Source organism: Mycobacterium sp., assembly GCF_035633495.1.
Taxonomy (GTDB): Bacteria; Actinomycetota; Actinomycetes; order Mycobacteriales; family Mycobacteriaceae; genus Mycobacterium.
Window position 1 is genome coordinate 1 of sequence record NZ_DASQEU010000166.1, and the last position, 18,412, is coordinate 18,412.

General features: G+C 67.5%; 17 protein-coding genes. 6 read left to right on the forward strand and 11 right to left on the reverse strand.

From position 1 onward, the window contains the following. Window positions 1–190, forward strand: a 190-nt coding sequence (locus VET27_RS24285) for a hypothetical protein (RefSeq protein WP_526522290.1), incomplete at its 5' end; no start/stop codon positions are given. Between the two features lie 157 nt (window positions 191–347). Here VET27_RS24285 and tyrS read toward each other — a convergent pair. Together tyrS and VET27_RS24295 are read right to left on the reverse strand one after the other, a co-directional pair. After that, window positions 348–1,616, reverse strand: a complete 1,269-nt coding sequence (gene tyrS / locus VET27_RS24290; RefSeq protein WP_526522385.1) for a tyrosine--tRNA ligase — start codon at window positions 1,614–1,616, stop codon at window positions 348–350. A gap of 38 nt (window positions 1,617–1,654) precedes the next feature. Next, the gene (locus VET27_RS24295) at window positions 1,655–2,263 is read right to left on the reverse strand and encodes a DNA-3-methyladenine glycosylase (RefSeq protein ID WP_526522292.1); all 609 of its coding nucleotides are present in this window, start codon (window positions 2,261–2,263) and stop codon (window positions 1,655–1,657) included. A gap of 58 nt (window positions 2,264–2,321) precedes the next feature. Here VET27_RS24295 and VET27_RS24300 point away from each other — a divergent pair, with 58 nt between their 5' ends. Genes VET27_RS24300 through VET27_RS24310 form a run of 3 tightly spaced genes read left to right on the forward strand, consistent with a single transcriptional unit; the run spans window position 2,322 to window position 4,446 of the window. Beyond that, window positions 2,322–3,086: an ABC transporter ATP-binding protein gene (locus VET27_RS24300; protein WP_526522294.1), complete on the forward strand. Its 765-nt coding sequence runs from the start codon at window positions 2,322–2,324 to the stop codon at window positions 3,084–3,086. Next, window positions 3,020–3,838 (forward strand): ABC transporter permease, encoded by an 819-nt coding sequence (locus VET27_RS24305; protein ID WP_526522296.1) that lies wholly within the window; start codon window positions 3,020–3,022, stop codon window positions 3,836–3,838. Before VET27_RS24300 ends, VET27_RS24305 begins: the two co-directional genes overlap by 67 nt. Continuing rightward, entirely contained in the window at window positions 3,835–4,446 is a 612-nt protein-coding gene (locus VET27_RS24310; RefSeq protein ID WP_526522298.1) for a TetR/AcrR family transcriptional regulator, read from the forward strand. The genes VET27_RS24305 and VET27_RS24310 overlap by 4 nt, the downstream gene beginning before the upstream one ends. Here VET27_RS24310 and VET27_RS24315 read toward each other — a convergent pair. The 3 genes from VET27_RS24315 to VET27_RS24325 all read right to left on the reverse strand — a co-directional run bounded on the left by VET27_RS24315 (window position 4,443) and on the right by VET27_RS24325 (window position 8,260). Beyond that, complete coding sequence (locus VET27_RS24315; protein WP_526522300.1) at window positions 4,443–4,649, reverse strand: Trm112 family protein; 207 nt, start codon at window positions 4,647–4,649, stop codon at window positions 4,443–4,445. The two genes, VET27_RS24310 and VET27_RS24315, sit on opposite strands and share 4 nt — an antisense overlap. Window positions 4,650–4,653: 4 nt before the next feature. Continuing rightward, window positions 4,654–5,166 (reverse strand): hypothetical protein, encoded by a 513-nt coding sequence (locus VET27_RS24320; protein ID WP_526522301.1) that lies wholly within the window; start codon window positions 5,164–5,166, stop codon window positions 4,654–4,656. A gap of 118 nt (window positions 5,167–5,284) precedes the next feature. Then, the gene (locus VET27_RS24325) at window positions 5,285–8,260 is read right to left on the reverse strand and encodes an AMP-binding protein (protein ID WP_526522303.1); all 2,976 of its coding nucleotides are present in this window, start codon (window positions 8,258–8,260) and stop codon (window positions 5,285–5,287) included. 102 nt (window positions 8,261–8,362) lie between these two features. Here VET27_RS24325 and VET27_RS24330 point away from each other — a divergent pair, with 102 nt between their 5' ends. Together VET27_RS24330 and VET27_RS24335 are read left to right on the forward strand one after the other, a co-directional pair. Then, the gene (locus VET27_RS24330) at window positions 8,363–10,111 is read left to right on the forward strand and encodes an ABC-F family ATP-binding cassette domain-containing protein (RefSeq protein WP_526522305.1); all 1,749 of its coding nucleotides are present in this window, start codon (window positions 8,363–8,365) and stop codon (window positions 10,109–10,111) included. 27 nt (window positions 10,112–10,138) lie between these two features. Then, the gene (locus VET27_RS24335; protein ID WP_526522307.1) at window positions 10,139–11,725 is read left to right on the forward strand and encodes a TIGR04222 domain-containing membrane protein; all 1,587 of its coding nucleotides are present in this window, start codon (window positions 10,139–10,141) and stop codon (window positions 11,723–11,725) included. 70 nt (window positions 11,726–11,795) lie between these two features. Here VET27_RS24335 and VET27_RS24340 read toward each other — a convergent pair whose 3' ends face one another. From VET27_RS24340 to VET27_RS24365, 6 genes are all read right to left on the reverse strand, one after another. Beyond that, entirely contained in the window at window positions 11,796–13,142 is a 1,347-nt protein-coding gene (locus tag VET27_RS24340; protein WP_526522309.1) for a DUF2252 domain-containing protein, read from the reverse strand. Between the two features lie 9 nt (window positions 13,143–13,151). Continuing rightward, window positions 13,152–14,564, reverse strand: a complete 1,413-nt coding sequence (argH, locus tag VET27_RS24345; RefSeq protein WP_526522311.1) for an argininosuccinate lyase — start codon at window positions 14,562–14,564, stop codon at window positions 13,152–13,154. A 74-nt stretch (window positions 14,565–14,638) separates the two neighbouring features. Next, window positions 14,639–15,847, reverse strand: a complete 1,209-nt coding sequence (locus VET27_RS24350; RefSeq protein WP_526522313.1) for an argininosuccinate synthase — start codon at window positions 15,845–15,847, stop codon at window positions 14,639–14,641. A 13-nt stretch (window positions 15,848–15,860) separates the two neighbouring features. Further along, complete coding sequence (locus VET27_RS24355; RefSeq protein WP_526522315.1) at window positions 15,861–16,337, reverse strand: arginine repressor; 477 nt, start codon at window positions 16,335–16,337, stop codon at window positions 15,861–15,863. Beyond that, window positions 16,334–17,260, reverse strand: a complete 927-nt coding sequence (gene argF / locus VET27_RS24360; protein WP_526522317.1) for an ornithine carbamoyltransferase — start codon at window positions 17,258–17,260, stop codon at window positions 16,334–16,336. Before argF ends, VET27_RS24355 begins: the two co-directional genes overlap by 4 nt. Continuing rightward, the gene (locus VET27_RS24365; protein ID WP_526522387.1) at window positions 17,257–18,405 is read right to left on the reverse strand and encodes an acetylornithine transaminase; all 1,149 of its coding nucleotides are present in this window, start codon (window positions 18,403–18,405) and stop codon (window positions 17,257–17,259) included. Before VET27_RS24365 ends, argF begins: the two co-directional genes overlap by 4 nt. Window positions 18,406–18,412: the final 7 nt, after the last annotated feature.

Here is an 18,412-nt window from a genome sequence, read left to right on the forward strand (position 1 = left end):
AACAAAAAGACACCAAAAACTGGCATCAAAAAAACAAGCCACCCCCACCAAAGGAAGACGAGGAGTCCCCCACGAGGATGGCCAAAAACAACAAACAAAAACCACCAAACACACTATTGAGTTCTCAAACAACACACCCGGCATCCCCGCCCGACCGCGCATCTACCCCGCGACTTTCGCCGCGTGCTAGTAGAGCGGACAGTTGGAAGACCACCCGTATCCGGGCAAGTCTTCCTCGGTGATGCCGTCGCGCTCCTCGGCTTGGCCGGGTCGCGGCGACCTCCACAAGTTACGTGCCGGATAACGGAGAGTCAAATGGCCAGGTAGACGGAGTGTCGGGCACAAGTTCAGGCCGAGAGCGTCCGCTCGACCCCCGCCACGTTGCGCTTGCCGCGCCTCAACACGAGCCACTTGCCATGAAGGAAGTCCGCCGGCTCGGGCGCCCAGTCATCGCTCTCGACGCGGATGTTGTTGACGTACACGCCGCCCTCGGACAACGTGCGTCGCGCCTCGCCCTTGCTCTTCGAGAGTCCAGTGGCCACCAAGAGGTCACCGATCCCGTCGGGAACACCCGCCGCGAGCTGGGCCACCGCCGTCTCGCGCAGCGCGGCGCCCAGTGTCGATTCGTCCAGTCCCGCCAGCTCGCCGCGGCCGAACAGTGCCTGGCTGGCCAGTTCGACCGACTCGGTGGCAGCCTGACCGTGGACCAGCGTGGTGAACTCCTCGGCGAGCCGCCGCTGCGCAACGCGTTCGTGAGGTCGTTCGGCCGTCGCGGTCTCCAGTTCGGCGAGTTCGTCGGCCGACAGGAACGTGAACCAGCGAAGATAGCGGATCACGTCCGCATCGGCGGTGTTCACGAAGTACTGGTACCAGGCGTACGGGCTCGTCATCTGCGGGTCGAGCCAGAGACTTCCGCCACCGGTCGATTTGCCGAACTTCGTCCCGTCGGCGGCCGTGACCAGCGGAACCGTCAGCGCGTGCACCGTCGCACCCAGCTTCTGACGGACCAGGCGTACGCCGGCGATGATGTTGCCCCATTGGTCGGAGCCGCCGATCTGCAGCGCGCACCCGTACTTCTGATGCAGTTCGACGTAGTCGTTGGCCTGCAAGAGCATGTAGCTGAACTCCGTGTAGGAGATGCCCTCGCCGTCCAGGCGCCTGCGGATGGTGTCCCGATCGAGCATCACGTTGACGGAGAAGTGCTTGCCGACGTCGCGCAGGAACTCAATCGCCGAGAGCTGCGACGTCCAGGTCAGGTTGTTCTCGACGATCGCACCGGTGGGCGACCCGTCGAAGTCGACGAACCGCTCGAGTTGGCCGCGAATGCGGTCGGCCCACTCGGCCACGGTGTCGCCCGTGTTCAGACTGCGTTCGCCAGCGTCACGGGGATCGCCGATCATTCCGGTGGCGCCGCCGGCGAGCACGATCGGACGGTGCCCCGCGCGTTGGAACCGTCGCAACGCCAACAACGGCACCAGGTTTCCGGCGTGCAGGCTCGGTGCGGTCGGGTCGAAACCTGCATAGACGGTCAGCGGTCCTGCGGCGGCCGCGGCGGCCAAGGCCTCGCGGTCGGTGGACTGCGCAATCAAGCCGCGCCAGTCCAATTCGTCGAGGATGCCGGCGCCCTGAGAAGTCACGGGCCAATCCTCCCGCATCAGTCGCTCTCGCCCGGCGCGGGTGCCCGCGGACTTCGGCGGTACGAGGACACCTGCGGGCACTCCGCCAGCCAGAACCGCCACGGCCTGTCTGCGGCCTTGCTCACCCCGACGCGCGGGCCGCTGACGACGGGCCGGGCCGCCGAGAGTTCGAGACCGACGAGGCCGCGACCGTCGCAGAGGTCAATCCCGTTGTCCTCCATCGTGATTCCCAGCGCCGAACAGAGATTGCCGGGTCCACGGGCCAACGCCGCTGAGGTCACGGCGCCGCGGCGGGCGTGGGCGATGTCGAACCCGTCCGTCACCACTGCGGCTCGGAGAAGGACGGCGGCGGCCACGCCTTCCTCACCGCAAACGACGTTCGCGCACACGTGGATGCCGTGGCTGCGGTAGGCGTACATCCGGCCCGGCGCACCGAACATGACGGCGTTGCGCCCTCCGCGGCCGCGGAAGGAGTGCGCGGCCGCGTCGGGCCACGGTCCGTCTGGCGGGCCGCCGTACGCCTCGACCTCGACGACCACCGCAGAAGCTCCGCGGCCGGTCAGCAAGGCTCCGACCAGCAATTGGGCGGCCGACACCGGGTCGGTAGCCAACCGTTCCGCGCTCACCGAAGGGATTCTGCCCGGCGTCCTTGACACCGCTGACCGGGGGGAGGATATTCACCACATGATGACTTCATCGCACGATGAATTAATTCGGAACGGCACCGAACCCGCCGTCTCCGTCGAGCATCTGACCGTCATCCGCGGCAAACGCACTGCCCTCGACGACGTCACGGTGCACATCGCCCCCGGCACCATCACCGGCGTGCTCGGCCCCTCCGGCTGTGGCAAGACCACGCTGATTCGCAGCATCGTCGGCACCCAGATCGTCGTCTGCGGCACGGTCACCGTGCTCGGGCGGCCCGCGGGTTCCGCGGAGCTCCGGCACCGCGTCGGTTACGTCACCCAGGACGCCACCATCTACGAAGACCTCCGCGTGATCGACAACGTGCGCTACTTCGCGTCGCTGTACGGCTCCGGCGCGAAGGCCGCCGACGAAGCCGTCACCAACGTCGGACTGGACGACCATCGAACGGCGTTGTGCGGCGACCTCTCCGGCGGTCAACGGACCCGCGCCTCGTTGGCGTGTGCGCTGGTGGCGCATCCCGACCTACTGGTACTCGACGAACCGACCGTCGGCCTGGATCCCGTGCTCAGGGTCGACCTGTGGGAGCAGTTCCACCACCTGGCCCGCCGGGGCACGACGCTGCTGGTGTCGAGCCACGTCATGGACGAAGCCGACCGCTGCGGGGACCTCCTGCTGCTGCGGGAGGGTCGCCTGCTCGCCCACACCACGCCCACGAAGCTACGAGAGGGAACGGGATGTCAGTCACTGGAGGAAGCGTTTCTGTCCGTCATTCGGCACAGCACCGCACCCGCGCTCGGCTGAGCCCGCGGGCCTATCTGGCCACCACCGGGCGAATCCTGCGGCAGCTCGCCGGCGACCATCGCAGCGTCGCGATGATCCTCGTCGTACCCGCCCTGATCATCACGTTGATGTACTTCATGTTCAAGGACGTGCCGCACCCGCCGGGCACGCCGTCGCCGTTCAACAACGCGTGCCTGATCATGCTCGGGGTGTTTCCGTTGATCGTGATGTTCCTGATCACGTCGATCACGATGCAGCGCGAACGCGTCTCCGGAACCTTGGAACGGATCCTGACCACTCCCCTGCGCCGACTGGACCTCCTGGCGGCGTACGGCACTGCGTTCTCCCTCGCCGCGGCGGCGCAGGCCACCCTGGCGTGCCTGATCTCCTTCTGGCTGCTCGGACTCGACACGGCGGGCAGCCCCGGCCTGGTGTTCGCGATCGCCATCATCAATGCCGTGCTCGGTGTCGGACTGGGGCTACTGTGTAGCGCGTTCGCGCGCACCGAGTTTCAGGCCGTCCAGTTCATGCCCGTGGTGATCGCGCCGCAGCTCCTGCTGTGCGGGATCATCGTGCCGCGCGAGATGCTGCCGGACTGGCTGCAGTGGATAAGCAACGCGCTTCCCGCCAGCTACGCACTCGAGGCGTTGAAGGAGGTCGGCGCCCATCCGGACCTCACGGCCACGGCAGCGCGCGACATCGCGATCGTCGTCGCGTTCGCGGGGGTGGCGATGGGACTGGCGGCGGCCACCCTCCGACGAAGGACGCCGTGAGCAACGCGAGCCGCAAGCGCCCGGGCCGCCCGCCCGGCACCTCCGACACCCGCGGACGGATCCTCGTCAACGCGCGAGAACTGTTCGCTCGCAACGGAATCGGTAACACATCGATCCGTGCGATCGCGGTGGCCTCGGACGTCGATCCTGCGCTGGTGCACCACTACTTCGGCACCAAGGAACAACTGTTCGCCGCAGCGGTCCACATCCCAATCGACCCGATGCAGGTCATCGGTCCGATGCGCGAGGTACCCGTAGAGGACCTCGGGCTGACGCTACCGTCGCTGCTGCTGCCGCTGTGGGACTCCGAGATCGGTTCCGGGTTCATCGCGACATTGCGGTCACTGCTCGCCGGCGATGACGTCAGCCTCATCCGGTCGTTCCTGCAGGACGTGATCTCCGTCGAAGTCGGCTCGCGCGTGGACGATCCGCTGGGCTCCGGTCCGATCCGCGTTCAGTTCGTCGCGTCGCAGTTGGTCGGCGTCGTGATGGCGCGCTACATCCTCGAACTCGAACCGTTCAAGTCGCTGCCCGTTCAGCAGATCGCCGAGACGATCGCACCGAACCTCCAGCGCTACCTCACCGGCGAGCTGCCCGGACTCGGCTAGGGTTCGCCGCGTTCCACCAACGCCGCGTGTTCGGCGTCGTCGGTGATGGTCACCGCTTCGTCGACCAGCAGCACGGGGATGCCGCCTTCGATGCGGTAGGACAGGCGCAGCCGCGGGTTGTAGAGCGCCTCGTCACCTATGAGCAACAGCGGTCCGCGATCCTGCGGACATACCAGGAGGCTGCGTAGACGTTGATCGAGCATCGAGTCAGCCGAGCGGGATGTTGATGCCGCCGCCATCATTGGGATTGAGCGCACCGTTGCCCCCGTTGCCGCCGATACCGATGGTCGGCGGGTTGAGCGCGGGGCCACCGCCCTGGCCACGGGAGGCCTGCCTCATCTGAAACACCAAAGTGGACTCGAGGGCTGCGACCAGCGGCGCCTGGTTCGGCCGCTTGTCCAGTGCGGCCGCGATTGCTTGCTTGTTGGCATTCGACGGGTAGTAACCCGCCTGGCGCAGCTTGAGGATCTTGTGGATCAAGGTGGACAGCTGACCACCACCAGCGCCGGTGTCGTATTCAGTGGCGATGATGGAGAGGGCCTCGTCGGCGGTCATCGCCGGGGCGGCCGTCGCATCGTCGGGAGCCGCTGCCTCAGTGGTGGGCTCAGCCCACGCCGGCGCGGAGCCCAGTCCGGTCACGAGTCCAGCTGCGAGCGCTGCGCTCGCCACGGCACCCGTGAACGCGCGACGCCAGCCGTTCTTGCTGGTCCGTACAGACATCAAACCTCCATCGTCGAGCGTGTATGAGTATCCCCCCCGACCCGGGTGGCCACGTACAGCCAGGCGGAGCCTAACAAAGCGTGAAGATCACGGCAGCGTGTCACTCGCTTCACTCTGATCACTCCTCGGGCGCCGTCCCGCTGATCTCGGCGCGTACGGCAGCCGTCAATCGCTTGTAGTTCCCGGTGTCGTCGTCCAGATACCAGGCATGACGGGACGGTTTCGGCATGCCCGCCGCACGCAACGGACCGAGCAGTGGCCGATACGTCGCGCTCAGCTTCATGTCCGGCACGACGTGGACGATGTCGGGCGGCTCGCCCACGGGAAGAACGGCGAGCGCCTCGTTCAGATCGGCCGTCGGCACGCTGCCACCAGGGCTCAGCACCAGCGCCGATACCGCGAGGTCGCGGCCGTCGACGACCACCCGATACGTCACCGCCAGATCGACCGCATCGACCCGTCCCACGGTGTCGTTGACCGCGGCGCTGAACACCGGTCCGCGATCGGTGCGGATGACCGACCCACGGTTGTCGACCAACCAGTAGTCGCCGTCCTCGTCGCGCCGGAACAGGTACTCCGTGGACACCCAGAGGTCGTTGGGCGCGAACACGCCGCGCTTGATCGACGCGGTCGGATCGACGGGCCCCCGCGGGTGCGCCAGCAGGACGCCTACCTCGTTGGTGCCTGCCAGCGAAACGAAGCCGCGGTCGTCTTCGAGGATGAGGTCATCCTCGGAGTCGTAGGCCGCGAGCGCGATCTGCCCGCTTCCCGGCAGCGGCCTGCCCTCGCTGCCGATCTTGGCCGCGGAGACGTTGGCCAACACGGCCTGTCCGTCGGTGGTGGCGAAGAACTCGACGATGTGTGCGGGCGCGAACTCCTCCTCGACGCGCTTCCACAGCCCGGTCGGCATGCCGGACCCGATGAACAGCCGCACGGGATGGTTGCCGTGGAGCACGAACGCCGGGTCGTCGATGACAGCGCGAAGCATCGCCCAGGTGTAGGACACGACCGTCACGCCGTACTGCCGCAGCTCGTGGACGAATTGGTCCGGACGCAAACCCCTGGACAACGCGATGCGGGTGCCACCGACCACCGCGCCACCCAGGCTGACGAGGAGCCCGGACTGATGATGCAGCGGAGTCAGGCAGTACACGGTGTCACCGGAGCCGAGGTTGGCTGCGGACGCCGTGCCGAAGGCTGACAGGGCCCACCGAAAGTTCGTGATCTGACGGGCGACGAGTTCGCCACCGACCGTCGCGAACGCGACGTAGGCTAGGTCCTTGGCGAAACCCGGGTCTGGCCGATACCAGCCGGGCAGCGCCACGACGTCCGGGTCGATCTTCTCCATGTCGACGACGTCGTCGTCGGCTCCGAGGTCCAGATGGCGCGCCTCACCGCCGCCGAGGACCAGCACCCTCAACGGGAGCTTCTTCGCCGCCTCGAGGTGAACGGGGTCGGCGATCACGTCGGACGCCGAGCCGAGCCGGGCCGCCTCGGTCAGGTCGGCGTCAGGCGGCATCAGCACGGCGACCGCGCCGAGACGCGACAGCGCCGCGATCGCGACGAGCGCGCTCGGCCTGGTCTCCATGAGCACGCCCACGTGGGCGCCCTGCCGCACACCGACGTCGATGAGGCCGCGGACGACGTTGTTGATGCGGCGGTCCACCGCCTCATAGGTGTGCACGCGCCCGTCGAACAGCAGGAACTCGCCGTCCGGCGTCGCCCGCGCCTGCTCGGTCATGATCCGCCCGAGCGAGATCCGGGTGTGGTCGTTGACCTGACCCAAGCGAGCCAGCCTTGGCAACGTGCGGGCCGTTTCGGCGATCAGCGCGCGGGCCGACTTGTTGGCGGCGAGGAACGCACCCGCCGCGGAACGGGCCACGCTGAACGTCATCTCCGCGGCCGCGCCCGCGCCGTGCACGATGCGGGTGGCCAGCGCCACACCGGACTCGTTGCTCTGCTCGGACTGCAGCGCCATCGGGACGACGTCGGCGGGCATTTCGCCGTCACCGGTGAGCCACTTCACCCACGCCGCCACCGTCGGCCAGGTCTGAGTGGCCGCCTTCGATCCCACGACGAGGCCGAAATGCCCTGAGCGAATGAGGTATTCGTACACGTCGGCCCGTGGTGAGGCGCGCTTGATGCCACGCACCGACGCGGGCTGGCCGATGTCGTCGACCTCACCGACGACGGCGAGCACGGGGCAGTCGATGTCGCTGAGCGTGACGAGGTCGCCCCGGATCGCGAAGCCGCCACTCATCATCCGGTTGTGGGCGATGAACTGTTTGAGCAGTTCCGCAATCGCCGGGCCCGACCACGCGATGTAGCCATCGGACGCGAGGAACCGGCGTTGCTGCTCGCGCGGCAGCAGGGCCTCGCGGTCGTGCAGCTGACGGACGAAGTCCAGCCGCGACTGTGCCGTCTTGACGGGGTCGAGCAACTGAAAGCCCGTGCGGGCCAGCCAGCCGGGAATGTCGAGGTGGCTGAAGACGTGGTCGGCCATGAAGTCCGCCGCCCCGACGGCCAGCCCCGCGGGCAGGTTCATCGGCAGCGCGGCCAAGGTGTCGACGGGCGACCCGAACGCGACGATGCTCGCGAGATCCTTCGATCGTCGGTACGCGGCGGTCTGGTAGGCGAACATGCCGCCCTGCGAGTAACCGGCGAGGTGGACGTCGCGGTCGGTGACCTTCTTCACGGTGTCGATGGCTTCGCTCAACGCGACGACGTGATCGGAGAGGTTTCGCTGCATGCCGCCCTCGACCTGATCGGGCGAGCCGAAGTCGATGACCCAGGGGTCGATCCCCGCCTCGTGAAGGATGCCGACCGCACCCTCGTCGCGGGTGACGTCCCACATGTCGGCCGACATCATCATCGGGTGCACCATCAGCACCGGTGGACCGGCCGGCTTGGCCCCCGGCCTGCTGTCGGGCGGGAAGTACCGGCGCAGCCGGTACATGGGCACGCTCTCGATGATCTGGAAGGGTGACGGCACCGCGCCGGTCTCGAGACCGCCGTAGCGCAGCACTTCCAGACCGTTCTGCGCGGTCGCCATCAACCGCCCCACGGGCCCGGTGATTGCCGAAAGGTCCACCACGACCGTCCCCTTTCGTGCGACGCGCGAATCCCCCGATCCGACGTCATCATGGCACAGCGCACTTGGGACTCCTCCCGGATCAGCCCCTATGATCGGCGCCTGATGGCGAACCTGATCAACCTCGAACGCGCAACCGTTGGTTACGGCACGCGAACACTGCTCGACGGCGTGAGCCTCGGCGTCGACGAGGGCGACGCGATCGGCGTCGTCGGCCGCAACGGCGACGGCAAGACGACGTTGTTGCAGATCCTGACGGCGACCCGTCCACCCGATTCCGGCCGCGTCACCCACACGTCGGGATCGTCCGTCGGCTACCTCCACCAGTCCGACGACTTCCATCCCGACGCAACCGTGCGGGACGTCATCGTGGACGGCAGAGCCGACCACATCTGGGCGGCCGACGCGGAGACCAGGTCGGTGGTGGAGAACCTGCTGACCGAGGTCTCGCTGGACCGGGAGGTGAACAACCTCAGTGGCGGTGAGCGACGCCGCGTCGCGCTGGCCGCGATTCTGCTCGCGGGTCACGACGTTCTCGTGCTCGACGAACCGACCAACCACCTCGACGTCGAGGTCATCGGGTGGCTGGCTGGACACCTCGCCCAGCGGCGCTCGGGGTCACTGGTGGTGGTCAGCCACGACCGGTGGTTCCTCGACGCGGTGTGCACGCGGACCTGGGAGGTGCACAGCGGACAGGTCGACGCCTACGAGGGCGGTTACGCGGCCTACGTGCTGGCCCGCACCGAACGGATGCGGGTCGCGGCGGGCACCGAAGCGCGTCGTCGCAACCTGATGCGCAAGGAACTGGCCTGGCTGCGACGGGGCCCGCCGGCGCGGACGTCGAAACCCAAGTTCCGGATCCAGGCGGCCAACGACCTGATTGCCAACGAGCCGGAACCACGGGACTCCCTGGCACTGCAAAAGTTTGCGACCGCGCGCCTGGGCAAGGACGTGTTCGACCTGCACCGGGTGTCGCTCGAGGCGGGCGACAAGGTGATCCTCGACCAGCTGGACTGGTCGATCGGGCCCGGCGTGCGCATCGGACTGGTCGGCGTCAACGGCACCGGCAAGACGTCGGTACTGAAGCTGTTGACCGGTGAGCTGACACCGACGTCCGGCACCGTCAAACGCGGGAAGACGCTGAAGATCGGCTACCTCAGCCAGGCGCTGGTCGAGGTGGACGGCAACGAACGCGTCCTCGACGCCGTCGAAAGCGCCCGTCGGATCACCGAACTCGCGGGCGGCCGCGAGGTCAGCACGGCCTCGCTGCTCGAGGACTTCGGATTCACGGGCGACAAGCTGACCACCCGGCTGTCCGAACTCTCCGGCGGGGAGCGACGGCGATTTCAGTTCCTGCGATTGCTTCTCGACGAACCCAACGTGCTGCTGCTCGACGAGCCGACCAACGACCTGGACATCGACACGCTGAACGTCATCGAGGACTACCTCGACGGCTGGCCCGGCACGCTGATCGTCGTCACCCACGACCGCTACTTCCTCGAGCGCGTCGCCGACGTGACCTACGCGCTGCCCGGCGGGGGCCGCTGCGTGCTCCTGCCCGGCGGGATCGAGCAGTACCTAGCCGAACGGGTCGCTGCGGAGAGCACGTCGACTACGCGTCCCGGCGAGCGCAGGGAGACCGACTCGGCTCGGGAGCGCAGGACGGGAAAGGAGCTGTCCCGCATCGAGAATCAACTGGGCAAGCTCGACGAGCGGATCGCGAAGCTGCACCTCACCATGGCCGACGCCGCCGCCGACCACGTGCGGCTCGGCGAGCTCAATGAGGAGCTCCGCGAGGTGCAGAAACGCAAGGACTCGCTCGAAGGAGAATGGCTCGAATTGGCCGATGACTAACCGCGAAGTGGCGCCTATGGTTTGTACATGGGGGCTGATCTTGAACTGCGGCGCCGCATTGAGCGCTTCGACCTGGACGCCGGCGCGTATCCGGGCTACTTCGTGGAAAAGCTTGCGTACGAGAACAGTTGGACTCGTTCGTTCGCCGAGCGCGTGCTCGGCGAGTACCGCCGTTACGTGTACCTCTCGTGTACGGCCGACCACCTCGTCGTGCCCAGCGACGAGGTGGACATGGCCTGGCACCAACACCTGCTCGACACCGAACACTACTGGGGTGAGTTCTGTGCGATCGTGCTGAAACGGCCACTCCACCAACGTCCAAACAAGGGCGGGAGCGTTGGTCAGCAAGATCACCTCGACCTCTATCGATGCACTCTGCGAACCTATGAGCGGACGTTCGAGTGCCAACCTCCCGAAGACGTGTGGCCACCTGCGACTCGTCGGTTCGCCGCTGGATCGACTCACCGGCGAATCACGCTCGCGCACAACTGGATCGCATCGACGAGACGGATCCGGGTCGTTGGTGTCGGGGTGCTCATTGCGCTCGCGTTGCCCACGACCGTGGCATGGGCTATTCCATCCGTCGTCGTGCCGAGAGCGTTCGGACTCAGCGACCTCGACTGGACCGATGGCACGTCTTCCGTCGCATTCGCCTTCGCGAGCGTCATTGCGGTGCTGATGTCATACGTATTGCGACGGACGCTGCTCAGCACCGTTTCCGCGACCGCGGTGGATTCGGTGAACAATCCAATGGACCCCTACGGGACCGCCGTGCTCAATGCCAACACCCAACACGCCGTTAATGTGGCCGTGGCCGCGCTCGTCCGTGACGACGCACTCGGCTTCGACAAAACGATCCGGCAACCGAAGACCCGGGCGTACTGCCTCGTCCGCACCGGTCCCCTTCCGGTGCAATCACTTCCGTTGGAACGTGCCGCGTACGGTGCGGTCACGACCGCAGGCGGGAGCGCCACTCTCCGCGAGGTACACGAAATGATACGACCCGACGCCAAGCGCATCCTGGACTCGCTCCGCCAACGTGACTTGCTCCGACGCCACGACCGCTACCTCGGTCGCCGATGCGTCGTCGCATGCCCGATCGTGCTCGTGGCCATCCTCGGTGCCTTTGCGATCCCGACGAGCGGTGCCACCACGACTGGGATCATCGTGATACTCATCGCCGTTCTCCTCATCTTCGCAATCGGCCTATCCGCCGCTCCGCCGCAACTGACGGCGTTGGGCCTCGACGCACTGGACGCGACACGGGAGCAGCACCCGCCGAAGTCTTACGTCGGACGCGACAACGTCACCGACGGCCGGGCGTTGTCCTGGGTCGTCGCACTTCAGGGCGCAACCGTCCTTCGTGCTTCGCTGTCCACCCTTCGCGACGCGATCAACGCCCCGGCGGCGATGGGCGGCGGTGGACGCGGCGTCAAGAGTGCAGGCTGCGGAGGTGGGACAAAGCAAGGAGGCGGCTCGACTGGGGCGCGTGGATGCGGCGGCGGTGGTGGATGCGGCGGCAGCGTCGGCGGCGATAGTGGTGGATGCGCCGGCAGCGGTGGCGCCGATGGTGGTGGTGGATGCGGGGGCGGTTGCGGCGGCGGTGGAAGCTAAGCTAAGAGGCGACGGCCGCAGCCCGATTCGCAACCGATCCGCCGGAAGAGTGGCTGTCGCTAGCCGAGGACTAGCGCCAGCCGACCGCTGAGGGAATTGCGCCTTCGGCAACCGCGGCGGCCAGCTGGCGGTGATCGTGCTCATTCTGGTCGGCGTACGCCGAGGCGAAGTCGACGAGTGACGTCTCCACCCGGCTGCCGGTGCCCAGATAGTCCGCAATCGCGGCTGAATCACCGCTGCGGGCGTGTGCCCGCGCGAGCACCTGACCGCACAGACCCGCGAAGTCCGACAGCTGGGCGGCGATCGTCTCCCCCTTGGGAATCACCTTGCCGTCGCGGAACTGCCGGACGTAGTAGTCGTTTCCCTCGATGGTGGTCCACCCGACGAACATGTCGGTGGAGCTCTGAATCAGCCTCTGGCCGTTGATGACACGCTGACCGTGATGGGCGTACTCACTGCGCTCGGCGAACTGCTCGTACACCGATGGGCCCGCTTGTTTGATCTGCAGAAAGAACGGATCGCGGGTGCGCCGTTCCTCGAGCAACACGAGGTAGACCCGCATCCCGACGCTACCGACACCGACGACCTGACGGACGGAGTCGGCGAGGTCGAATCGCGTCAGGAGGCTCCAGACGTGATTCGGCAGCGAGTCACGGTAGGCGAGGAAGATCTCATCCGGATCGGCATCCGCTTCGCCGAACGCGTGGGTGCGGAACGGGGGATCCTCGACGATCCTGCGACGGCCCTCGGTGACGGCGGTCAACTTCCTGGCTGCTCCGCGGCTGGTGCGCTTTCGCAGCTGGCCCTCGAGCTGACTGCCGACTTCGTCGGCGTCGTACGGCGCCAGGTACTTCAGCAGGTCGTCGACCACGATCTTGTCGTACCAGATGTCGATCTCCGGCATCGGTGCGTACCCGTGCATCCGTGTCGAGTAGCCGCGATAGGAGGCAGAGACAGATTGTCGGCCAACGGATTCAGACAATCCGTGCGCGCGGGCCAGGACGACCAGCGACGCCGCGAGGCGCTTGAGGTCCCACTCGAAGGGGCCGGGCAGTGTCTCGTCGAAGTCCCGGAGATCGAAGGACACGTTGCGCTCTGGGGTGTTCCACAGGCCGAAGTTGAGCACGTGCGCGTCGCCGCACAGTTGGACGGTGATGCCGGTGTTCGGTGTCGACGCGAGATCTGCCGCCATCACCGCGGCGGCTCCGCGGAAGTACGTCCACGGCGATGCGGCCATCCGGCCGTGCCTAATGGGTAACAGGTCCTTAGCGCGGATCGCATTCTGCGCCAGAATCGTCGCCAAAGCGTCGTGCCCGCGGGTGTCGGGGTCCCAGGTCGCGAGGCTACTTCGCGACACCACCTTCCTGGCGGCGCGCCCATCTCCGGTGTGGCTGCTCAGGCTCGAGGCGGGCGACATCGATCAAGACTAGTCGCGCAGGCGGATCCACAATTGATCGGCGGTGTCGCGGACGACCCGAAGCTGTTTGGCGACCTGGACGGGTGCCGTGCCGCCGCGGGCGTCACGCGAGTTCACCGAACCTTCGACCGTCAGCACCTCGCGGACCTCGGGCGTCAACCCCGGGTGGATGCCCGCCAGTTCGTCGTCGGCCAGTTCTTCGAGCCCGACGCCGCGTGCCTCGGCCACCCGCACCGCAGCACCCGCGGCTTCGTGGGCGACGCGGAACGGAAACCCCTGCCGGACAAGCCATTCCGCGACGTCTGTGGCAAGGGTGTACCCCAGCGGCGCGAGCTCGGCCATCCGGCTTGCGTCGAAGGTCAGCGTGGCGACGAGTCCGGCCATCGCGGGCAGCAGCAGCTGCAGCTGGGCCACCGAGTCGAAGACCGGCTCCTTGTCCTCCTGCAGATCGCGGTTGTACGCCAACGGTTGCGCCTTCAGGGTGGCCAGCAGACCGGTGAGGTTGCCGATCAGGCGGCCGGACTTGCCGCGCGCCAGCTCCGCGATGTCGGGGTTCTTCTTCTGCGGCATGATCGAACTGCCCGTGGACCAGGAGTCGTGCAACTTGACGTAGCCGAATTCGGTGGTGCTCCAGAGGATGACGTCCTCTGCCAGCCGAGACAGATCGACCGCGATCATCGCGAGGACGAAGGCGGCCTCGGCCGCGAAGTCGCGGGACGCCGTCGCGTCGATTGAGTTGTCGGCGGCGGCGGTGAAGCCGAGGTCGGCGGCGATCGCGTCGGGGTCCAGGCCAAGCGACGAACCGGCAAGCGCCCCAGAGCCATAAGGTGATATCGCCGCGCGGTCGTCGAGGTCGAGGATCCGGTCGACGTCGCGCAGCAGCGGGTGGGCGTGAGCCAGCAGGTGGTGCGCCAGCAGGATCGGCTGTGCCGACTGCAGATGTGTCTTGCCCGGCATGATCTCGGTGGGATGGGACGCGGCTTGGGTGGCCAGTGCCCCCACGACGTCGAGCACACCGTTGCCGATCACGCGCATCGCGTCGCGCAGCCACATCCGGAACAGCGTGGCCACCTGGTCGTTTCGCGACCGGCCTGCCCGCAGTCGTCCACCGAGGTCGTCACCCGCCCGGTCGATCAACCCGCGTTCGAGCGCGCCGTGGACGTCTTCATCGCTTGGCAGGGGCACGAAGCTGCCGTCGGCGACGTCGTCCCCGAGCGCGTCGAGCCCGGCCAGCAGACCATCGCGTTGCTCCTCGGTCAGCAGGCCGGCGCGGAAGAGCACCTGCGTGTGCGCCTTCGACGCCTTGACGTCATACGGCGCCAGCACCCAGTCGAAGTGGGTGGACTTGCTCAAGGCGGCCAGGGCGTCCGACGGGCCGTCGGCGAACCGTCCGCCCCACAGCGATCCCTCGTTGGTGCTCAACTCACGCTCCCCCGCGAGCGTGCGTGAACTCCGAAATTCGACCGGCGTGTCGCCCGCAGACACGCACGCTCGCGCTATTTGGGGGCACTGTTCAGGTCCCTGCGGGCGGCGATCTTCGACGACAACCCGTGCACGTGGACGAAGCCCTTCGCGCTGGACTGGTCGAAGGTGTCGCCCTCGTCGTAGGTGGCGAGGTTGAAGTCGTACAGCGACTCGGCGCTGCGCCTGCCGTTGACGGCGATGTGCCCGCCGTGCAGCACCATTCGGATCTCCCCCGTGACGTGCTCCTGGGTGGTCGCGACGAATGTCTCCAAGGCGTTCTTCAGCGGCGAGTACCAGAGTCCGTCATAGACCAACTCACCCCAGCGCTGATCGGTGGTCCGCTTGAATCTGGCGAGTTCGCGCTCCAGCGTCACGTGTTCGAGTTCGGTGTGCGCGGTGATCAGCACCATTGCTCCAGGCGCCTCGTAGATCTCGCGGCTCTTGATGCCCACCAGCCGGTCCTCGACGACGTCGAGTCTGCCGACGCCCTGCGCGCCGGCGCGACGGTTCAGCTCGACGATGGCCTCGAGCACGGTGACCGGCCTGCCGTCGATCGAGACCGGCCTGCCCTTCTCGAAACCGACGATCACCTCGTCGGGCGAGCTCCAGTTGAGCGTCGGGTCCTCCGTGTAGTCGTACACGTCCTTCGTCGGCGCATTCCAAAGGTGTTCCAGGAAGCCAGTTTCCACCGCGCGGCCCCACACGTTCTGGTCGACGGAGAACGGCGACCGCTTAGTGACGTTGATCGGGATGGCGTTCTCCTCGGCGAACGCGATGGCCTTCTCCCGGGTCCACGCGTAGTCGCGGACGGGCGCCAACACCTCGAGATCGGGTGCCAGCGAGGCGAATCCGACCTCGAAGCGCACCTGGTCGTTGCCCTTGCCGGTGCAACCGTGCGCGACGATGCCGCCACCGTGCTCGCGCGCCGCCTCGACCAGATGCTTGACGATCAGCGGGCGGCTGATCGCGGACACCAGCGGGTAACGGTCCATGTACAGGGCGTTGCTCGTGATGGTCGGCAGGCAGTACTGCTCGGCGAACTCGTCGCGGGCATCCACCACGACCGCCTCGACTGCGCCACAGTCCTGTGCGCGCTGCCGCACGACCTCCATGTCCTCACCGCCCTGGCCGAGATCGATGGCTACGGCCACCACCTCGCGCCCGGTCTCCTTGCCGATCCAGCTGATCGCCACGGAGGTGTCCAGACCGCCGGAGTACGCCAGGATGACGCGTTCGGACATTGAATCGATCTCCTTACTTCAGTTCTTCGAGGGTGCTGGCCAGCTCGGCACCCGTCATGGGTTCGCGCGCCACCACCAGGATGGTGTCATCCCCGGCGATCGTGCCGACGACGTAGGGCAGAGCAGAGCGGTCGATGGCGCTCGCCAGATAGTGGGCCCCGCCTGGCGGGGTGCGCAGAACGGCGAGGTTGCCGCTCGCGTCGGTCGACACCAGCAGATCGCCCAGCAACCGCGACATCCGGTCGGTGCCGCCGGAGACCCCGCGGACGGGGCTGCCGTCCTCCGGCACCATGTAGACCCCGGTGCCGCCGTCGGCGCCCCGCAGCTTGACCGCGCCGAGCTCCTCGAGGTCCCGGGACAGCGTGGCCTGCGTGACGTCGATGCCCTCGGCCGCCAGCATCGCGGCCAGCTCGCTCTGACTGCGGACCGACTTCGACGACAGGAGCGTCACGATGCGCGCCTGTCGTCCAGCCCTGGTGGCCCCAGTCATGCGCGATCCAGCAGCCACACCAGCAGCGCCTTCTGCGCGTGCAGACGGTTCTCGGCCTCGTCCCAGACCGCGCTCTGCGGCCCGTCGATGACGTCGTCGGTGATCTCGTGCCCTCGGTGAGCCGGAAGACAGTGCAGGACAACGGCATCCGGGTCCGCGAGCGCCATCAGCCCACCATTCACCTGGAATGGCCGGAACGGGCGGACGCGGTCGAGCCCGTCGTTCTCCTGCCCCATCGACGTCCAGGTGTCGGTCACCAGGACGTCGGCACCGTCGGCGGCGGCCCTCGCGTCGGCCGTCACGGTGACGGTGGCCCCGGTGTCGGCGGCGCGGCCTTCCGCGGCGGCCACGAACTGCCTGGCTGGCTCGAAACCCGTTGGCGCGGCGATTGTGACGTTGATTCCCGCGGTGACGCCACCGAGCATCAGCGAGTGGGCCATGTTGTTGGCACCGTCGCCGAAGTAGGCCATCCGCAGGCCCTTCAGGTCACCCTTGCGTTCGGCCAGCGTCTGAAGATCGGCCAGCACCTGACACGGGTGGAACTCGTCGGACAGCGCGTTGACGATGGGCACCGTCGAGCCGGAGGCCATGGCGGTCAACCGTTCCTGCGCGAAGGTTCGCCACACGATCGCGTCGACGTACCGGGACAGCACCCGGCCGGTGTCCTCCAGCGTCTCCTCACGGCCCAGCTGGGTGCTGCGTCCGTCCACGACGACGGCGTGACCGCCGAGCTGCGCAATGCCCATCTCGAACGAGAAGCGCGTCCGGGTGGAGTTCTTCTCGAAGATGACGGCGACGCCGCGAGGCCCTTCGAGCGGGCGCCTGCTGAACGGCGCCTTCTTGAGTTCGGTTGCAAGAGCAAGGACTTCGGCCTGCTCACCGGGCGAGAGGTCATCGTCACGCAGGAAGTTCCGGGCGGTCACGAGGCTTCCACTGCGGTGTCGAGGACCGCGGGCAAGGCGGTGAGGAATGCGTCGATCTGCGCGTCGGTGATGACCAGGGGCGGCGCGAGCCGCACCACGTCGGGCGCCGCGGCGTTGACCAGGAAGCCCGCGTGACGCGCTGCGGTCTCGACCGCCTTGCCGTGCGGCGCGGTCAGGACGATGCCACGCAACAGGCCGCGGCCCCTGACGTGGTCGACGAGCGGATGTCCGATCGCCTCGATGCCGTGGCTGATGGTCTTGCCGAGTACGTCCGCACGGGTGATGAGGTCGTCCTCGGCAAGCGTCTTGAGGACGGCCAGTGCCGCGGCGGTGCACACCGGGTTGCCCCCGAAGGTGCTGCCATGCAGGCCCGGCGTCAACAGTGCTGCCGCGTCCCCGATCGCCAGGCAGGCGCCGATCGGCAGCCCGCCGCCCAGGCCCTTGGCCAGGGTGACCACGTCCGGGGTGATGCCGTCGTGCTGATGGGCGTAGAAGGAGCCGGTACGTCCGACACCCGTCTGCACCTCGTCGAGCACCAGGAGCGCGCCGTGCCGTGCGGTGATCTCGCGGGCCGCAACGAGGTAGCCCGGCGGCGGCGTCACCACGCCGCCCTCCCCCATGATCGGTTCGAGGAAGACCGCGGCGGTCTGGTCGGTGACCTCGGCGGCCAGTGCGTCGACGTCGCCGTAGGGAACGTGGGTGACATTGCCGGGCAGCGGCTCGAACGGCGCCTGCTTCGACGGTTGACCGGTGAGCGACAGCGAGCCCATCGTGCGGCCGTGGAACGCGCCCTCGGCGGCCACCAGCTCGATGCGGCCGGTGAGTCGGGTGATCTTGAAGGCGACCTCGTTGGCCTCGGTGCCGGAGTTGCAGAAGAACACCCGGGCCTTCGTCTCGCCACCGAGGTGGGCTACCAGCGCCTCGGCCAATGCGATGCCCGGCTCGGTGGCGTACAGGTTCGACGTGTGACCGAGCGTGTTCAGCTGCTTGGTCACGGCCTCGATGACCGCGGGATGACGGTGCCCGAGGACGTTGACGGCGATACCGCCGAGCAGGTCGACGTAGGACTTGCCGTCGGCGTCGGTGACGACCGCGCCATCGCCGCTGACCAGCGCGACCGGTGGCGTGCCGTAGTTGTCCATCATCACGGCC